Raw genomic sequence first — 6,568 nt, 5'->3', positions numbered from 1 at the left:
CAACCGCCTTTCAGACTTGCGATAGAACTGCGGTGCTTCCACCACACTGCCATCAGAGGTTTTGTACTCCACCGAGCGGGAATGCTTTTTGAACCTGGGGAATCCTACGGGCTTAATGCCCTTTTTGCAGTTGTCGTAGAACCGACTGATTGAACTCCAGGCCCGTTCTGCTGAAGCCTGACGAGCCATGGAGTTGAGTTTCTTGGCAAAGGGAAACTCCTCAGCTAACGCTTTGCAGAGTTTGCTAAGGTCGTATTTGCCGACATCTTGGCTATCCATCCAATAGCGCAACGCCTTATTACGGACAAACTGAGCCGTCCGTATAGCGTCGTCTATAGCGGTAGCCTGGGCAGGCTTTACCCGTGCTTTGAACTCAAGTACAATCATTTTCCCTTATATTAGCATATCTGGCGCAAGAATGCGGCTAAAGCCGCCGTTGCTTTTCATCCCTGGGCTAAAGCCACAGGGCTTTCAAGCTATCGTCTATTCACGTAACACAAAATTAGGAGATTTCAGAAGTGGTGATAGTCGTTCCATGATAACAACTGCTCATTTTTTGGTGATCTGATCAAGGCGATCGCTTAGGAGTTGGTGACTGGGACTGAATAGGGCTAACCAGGCTAGTATGACGACTCCGAGAGTTCCGAGGGCGCTGGCGGAGGCGATCGCAAAGATAATCACAATCTGATAGCGTACAGCATCAAGGGGGCTGGCTCCGGCTAAAATTTGACCAGTCATCATACCGGGTAAACTAACTACACCCATAACCATCATAGAGTTAATCATAGGTATCATGCCGGTTCGGACTGCGGTCTGAATTTGTTTATGGCTGGCTTCCCACCTGGTAGCACCTAGGGCGAGTAGGGTTTCAATGCCATTACGGTTACTGACGACTCCTTCCATAAACCTGTCTAAGCCTAAAGAAATTCCGTTTAATGTGTTTCCGAGGATCATTCCCAACAGAGGGATTAAATATTGGGGATTGTACCAAGGTTGTACTTGAATGATGCCGATGACTGATAGGTTGGTGATTAAAAGGGCTGATACTAATACTGACAGTAAACTCCGCCAATAGATTCCCGCAAAACGGCGCGATGTTCGGTTTACTGCTGATATTCCGGCTATGGCTGCCATTAATAGGGCGATCGCTAATACTACCCAGGGGTTATCCAGGGCGAATAACCATTCTAAGATATAGCCCACCAACAATAATTGTACTACGCAACGCAGTGAGGCTATGGCGAGGGAGCGTTCTAAGCCTAGGCGTAATTGTACGGATAGGGCGACGTTGATGATAATTAATAAAACTGATGCGCCTAGTTGTCCATAACTGAGGGAAAGGTAATCATCCGACATATTCAGAAAGGATAAGTTGTTGATTGGTAACTCGTTGAATTTGCTGGGGGTCGTGGCTAGTCCAAATACAAGCGCGTTGAGGGTTCGCCGCCAACCAGGAGGCGATCGCCTTTTCCACTTTTTGGGTGGTGTCCGGGTCTAAAGATGCTGTACATTCGTCTAATAATAAAAGGGTGGGTTCTAGTTGTAGCGATCGGATAATTGCCACAATTTGACTTTCTCCCCCTGATAGGTTGGCGGCGGGTTGGTAGAGAAACTCCGGGTGTCGGTTGAAGGTTTCGAGTAGGTCTCGGACTCGGTGAGGGTCATAGCGACGGTGGGAGTTAACCGCCAGTTGATAGACTGCCTTTAGGTTGGCTTCTACGCTACCCTCGAACATGATGGGGCGTTGATGTAGGTAAATGACTTGTGAGCGGTACAGGGGCAAATTCCAGGCGCTCAGGGAGCGATCTAAATATCTGATTTCTCCTTCCCCTAGGGGGTCAAGGCAGGCGATCGCTCTCAATAATAAACTTTTTCCGGTTCCCGTCGCACCGACTAAGCCTAATTGTATGCCCGGTTCTAGTTTAAACGATAAATCACGCCATAGCCACCTGGTTGGTTGCTCTGTTGTTTGGGAAGGTTGTATTTTTTGACAGCCGATTTTGATGGCTTCCAGAATTGCCATTGCTCAACACCAACAAGGTTGTCTCTGGCTAACTGTTGAGTTCAACAGATGTAACCAGAGGTAATTGATAGTGATTAATTATTCCTGGGGATGGGTAAACTGTCAACTATTGGTCTCTAGGCAGAAGATTGGGCAGATTTTGGTATGGGGTTGCTACTATCTATTATATGATAGACTGAATTAAAATGAATCACCAGAAAATGAAGTTTGTTGCAGCGTTTAGTAGTTGCTTAATTATATCTATGCAGTTAGGGGTGTATGCTGCCCCGGCTACAACTACAGAGAATCTAGTTCGCGTGGGGATATATGAAAATAAACCCAAGATTTTTATTGATGAAAGTGGTAAACCTGCGGGGTTCTGGGTAGATTTACTTAACCCTATAGCAAGGAGGCAAAATTGGCAGTTGCAGTATATCCCCTGTGAGTGGAATCAATGCCTAGAATTACTGGAGGAAGGACAACTTGATTTAATGGTAGATGTGGCTCACTCAGAAGAACGCGATCGCCGTTTTAACTTTAACCAAGAAGTTGTTTTACACGCTGCTGATGGCAGTTATTTATATGTGACTACCTCCCGTGAAATATTGCTAGGATATACCCCAGAGGAACTGATTGCCAAAAATCCCACTGATATTTTACAACCAGACCAATTATATCCGGTATCTCTGGAATCTTCCCTAAATATTTTACCGGGAATATCTCGTCCAATAATTTATCGAATCCGCCAAAAAAATGGACAATATATCTGGTTAGAAACTCTCACCAAAGTGATTTTAGATGACCAAGGAGAGGTCAGACATTTACAGAGTACATCTAGGGATATTAGCGATCGCATTCAAGCAGAAGAACAGTTAAAATATGATGCCCTCCATGATGGCTTAACCGGACTTCCCAACCGGAATCACCTAATGGCGCGCCTAGACATGGCTTTAAAGCGAGCTAAAAATAATCCTAATTTGCAGTTAGCCATCCTGTTTTGAGATTTAGATAATTTCAAGGTTGTCAATGATAGCTTAGGTCATTTAATTGGCGATAAAATGCTGTCATTAGTGGCAAAAATCATCCAAAATCTAGTCAGAGACACTGATTTATTGGCGCGTTTAGGAGGGGATGAATTTGTGATTGTCTTAGAAGATTTAGAGGCGACCAATGAGGCGACAAGGGTAGCGGAACGAATTTTAGAAAGTCTGCGATCGTCACCTTTACAAGTAGGGAAAAGAGACGTATTTGTGAATAGTAGTATTGGCATAGTTGTGCGGACAAACCGCCACGAAAAAGCCGAAGATTTACTCAGGGATGCCGATTTAGCCATGTATCGAGCCAAACATGAAGGACGGGGGAGATATGCTATCTTTGACCCGCTGATGCACTTCCAAGCTGTCCAACAAATGCACCTAGAAAATGACCTCCGCAAAGCCATAGAAAACAATCAGTTAGTTTTATATTATCAACCTATTGTAAATATCAAAAACCAGAGGATTCAGGGATTAGAAGCGCTGGTACGTTGGCAGCATCCGGAAAGGGGTCTTTTAGCTCCTGGTCACTTCATTAACATTGCCGAAAACACTGGTTTAATCATACCTATAGGGAGATGGTTATTACACACAGCTTGTCAACAATTAGCCGAGTGGGAAAATCAATTTCCCCACCATTTTTTAAAGATGAGTGTGAATCTTTCCGTTAAACAATTAGATATTTTTTTACTAGAACAACTTGACGAAGTGCTAAATAATTATAATTTGAAACAGAATAGCTTAGTCCTGGAAATTACCGAGAGTATGCTAGTGGCTAATATTGAAAAAACCTGTGATTTACTCAACCAAATTAAAGCCAAAGGTATTGGTTTAAGTATTGATGACTTTGGCACAGGTTATTCTTCCCTTAGCTATTTGCATCAGTTACCTGTTAATAGTCTCAAAATTGACCGTTCTTTTGTCAGTCCCGCCAATTTGAGTGACCGCCACCAGGTGATTGCCAAATCCATTATAGCTTTAAGTAAATTACTGAAACTTCATGTAATTGCTGAAGGTGTGGAAACACCCGAACAATTCCACTGGCTGAAAAAACTCGGTTGTGAAGCCGCCCAAGGTTATTTATTTTCTCGACCTGTTCCGGCTAGTGACATCACGGAGTTATGATCTCAAAAATTCTTGTGTATTCCTGAGAGTAAATATTCTGATGAATTTAGCAAATAATCACCTGTTTAATTTTCTGCTTAAATTTGAAAAAAATATCGAAGCATACCGAGGTATTCGCGCGGGTATAGCTTTAGCATTTCCTCTAGTAATCGGTCGGTTAATGGGTTATCCAGAGACGGGATTTTATATAGGTTTGACAGGGGTATTTTTTATTTTAGGGGCGGTGGGTGGCCCTTATAAAATTCGGGCAAAAACAGCGATCGCTACCCTGTTAGCAGGTCTTTTAGCTATTGGTTTGGGAACTTTGGTATCCCATATTATTTGGCTAAAATTACTGATGACCTTTTTGTGGATGTTTGCGGTAGGATATGCTGCAGTTTACGGACATCCTGGGATAATGACGGGAATTGTGACTGGGATTTTATTTCTGTTTACTATTCATACTCCCCCAGGAGATATCATAGTAGCCGGAGAAAGGATGTTGATTGGTTTGGTGGGAGGAATTTGGGCGATCGCTTTATGGTTCATTTTTTGGCCCCTACAACCTTATCTCCCCCTCAAAAAAGCCATAGCTGACTGTTATACGGCGATCGCTGATTATATACAAGTAGTTTTAAGTAATTCTACCAGTCTATCTGTCTCCGAATTACAGCAAGTTAAAGGATGGCGAGAAAAACTACAACTGGCTAAAGATGCTTTAGTCATCAACCGCCAAGGTCGCCGAGGTACTTCCGAAATCGGACAAGCTGCAGTCATCTTGATTCAAGATATTGAATACTTGATGACCGCTATCTCTACCTTAATTAAGTTATCGGGAATCCATCGACAAAATTCCGAAAATATCACCGTAAAAATATTGTTAAATGAGGCTTTTAAAGAAATAGTCATTAACCTGGAAAATTTAGTCCAAAAAATCCGCAATCAACCAGCTAAATTCAACTGTGATCGTCTCAAACAAATTACCCAAGCCCTAGATGAACAACAATCTTTTCAACGTCAAACTATTGGTAATCAGGTAGATGCTTATGTGAGTTTAATTTCTCTTGTCCGGTTAGTCGAAGCCTTAAATAGGTTGATTTCTCTACTGGAAAGAACCTATTTAGTCGTCGAGGAAATGAAACCCACTACTATTCCAGGAGAAAATAACTCGGAATTATCCGAAATAACTATATTGTTAGAAAAAGGTGATCAACCCTGGTTTCAACCTCTGTTAGATAACTTGAGTTTCGATTCTGCTATCTTCCGTCATGGACTCAGACTAGCTATTGCTACATCAGTAGCAGTGGCGATCGCTACTATTGAATCTATCCCCAGAGGCTTCTGGATTAGTTTAACTGTATTATTGGTTTTACAGCATGATTTTGGTAGCACATTTCGCCGCTTTTTTCAACGAATTTTAGGCACAGTTTTGGGTGCGTTAATGACCCCTATATTAACTGTGTTTATTTACACCCAAGCAGGCTTAGAAGCCATTGCTATTGTGTCCGTTTCCGTGGCTTTCTCCTTACTCAGGTTTAACTATGGAGTAGCCGTTTTTTTGATTACTGTATATGCTGTAACTCTCGAACAAAGCCGAACTTTTGAGAATGCTTGGATCGCGACTCTGCGAGTGATTGCTACTTTAATTGGTTCTGGGTTAGCTTTTATGGCTGCATTCTTTCTATTTCGCGATCGCCAGGAACAACAATTCTGGAGACTAGCCACTAATGCTATTAGCTGTAGTCGGGATTATTTCCAGATAGTCATGATGTCTTACTTGTCTAATAAATCTCCCGATTATCAGGCTATCAATAAACAGCGCCACCAGAATAGACTCGCTCAATTTAACGCCCAAATTTCTCTACAAAAACTCATTGATGACCCGCAAACTTCCCAACTCCAAATTGAAATAGCTTTAACTCTGATGACTAACTTAACTCGGTTCAGTCGCGCTATCACTGTTCTAATTGACCAATTAAATGATTTTAGTGGTACAGACCCTCACCCAGAATTAGAAACCTTTGTCAGTCGCATTGATTTGGGGTTGTCACAATTGGAAACTTCCCTAAAATCTCAAAGTCCTCTCCCCCCTATTCCCGATACAGTTACGCCATCGCAATAGTTTCAGGTTGACCCCAAGGGTCTACCACAAAAACCCTTAATCGAATTGGCGAACCGCGAAGATGAAACCCCCACCCGTCAAGTTTTACTGGACTATAGTATTGTGGCTTTAGAAATAGAGGAAATGGCAGATTATCTACAGGGTATGTATCACGCCGTTTCTCAATTGTCATGGCGATCGCAATAGTTTCAGGTTGACCTCAAGGGTCTACCACAAAAACCCCTCCCCCCTATTCCCAATACAGTTACGCCATCGCAATAGTTTCAGGTTGACCTCAAGGGTCTACCACAAAAACCCCTCCCCCCT

The 6,568-nt window shown here is 42.8% G+C and carries 6 protein-coding genes and 2 pseudogenes; 5 read left to right on the top strand and 3 right to left on the bottom strand.

From position 1 onward, the window contains the following. The 3 genes and pseudogenes from P5683_RS18790 to P5683_RS18780 all read right to left on the bottom strand — a co-directional run. A pseudogene (locus P5683_RS18790) lies at window positions 1-387 on the bottom strand (transposase); the annotation flags it as partial. A gap of 162 nt (window positions 388-549) precedes the next feature. Continuing rightward, on the bottom strand, window positions 550-1,356 hold the full coding sequence (locus tag P5683_RS18785) for an ABC transporter permease (protein ID WP_006669313.1): 807 nt from the start codon (window positions 1,354-1,356) through the stop codon (window positions 550-552). Then, window positions 1,346-2,023 carry an ATP-binding cassette domain-containing protein gene (locus P5683_RS18780; RefSeq protein WP_315640863.1) on the bottom strand — a complete coding sequence of 226 codons (678 nt, stop codon included), beginning with the start codon at window positions 2,021-2,023 and terminating at the stop codon, window positions 1,346-1,348. Before P5683_RS18780 ends, P5683_RS18785 begins: the two co-directional genes overlap by 11 nt. Window positions 2,024-2,223: 200 nt before the next feature. On the opposite strand from P5683_RS18780, the gene P5683_RS18775 reads away from it, so the two are divergent. The 5 genes and pseudogenes from P5683_RS18775 (at window position 2,224) to P5683_RS18755 (ending at window position 6,448) form a co-directional block, all read left to right on the top strand. Continuing rightward, window positions 2,224-3,003, top strand: a complete 780-nt coding sequence (locus P5683_RS18775) for a transporter substrate-binding domain-containing protein (RefSeq protein WP_235677615.1) — start codon at window positions 2,224-2,226, stop codon at window positions 3,001-3,003. A 12-nt stretch (window positions 3,004-3,015) separates the two neighbouring features. Next, window positions 3,016-3,363 (top strand): annotated as a pseudogene (locus tag P5683_RS18770) (diguanylate cyclase domain-containing protein); the annotation flags it as partial. Window positions 3,364-3,387: 24 nt separating this feature from the next. Beyond that, entirely contained in the window at window positions 3,388-4,161 is a 774-nt protein-coding gene (locus P5683_RS18765) for an EAL domain-containing protein (RefSeq protein WP_315640866.1), read from the top strand. A gap of 40 nt (window positions 4,162-4,201) precedes the next feature. Beyond that, entirely contained in the window at window positions 4,202-6,262 is a 2,061-nt protein-coding gene (locus P5683_RS18760; RefSeq protein ID WP_315645513.1) for an FUSC family protein, read from the top strand. A gap of 45 nt (window positions 6,263-6,307) precedes the next feature. Further along, complete coding sequence (locus P5683_RS18755) at window positions 6,308-6,448, top strand: hypothetical protein (RefSeq protein ID WP_315640859.1); 141 nt, start codon at window positions 6,308-6,310, stop codon at window positions 6,446-6,448. Window positions 6,449-6,568 lie beyond the last annotated feature (120 nt).

The organism is Limnospira sp. PMC 1279.21 (assembly GCF_032349615.1).
Lineage (GTDB): Bacteria > Cyanobacteriota > Cyanobacteriia > Cyanobacteriales > Microcoleaceae > Limnospira > Limnospira fusiformis.
Note: the sequence above shows the minus strand (reverse complement) of the source record. Positions and strands in the feature narration are given on the sequence as shown.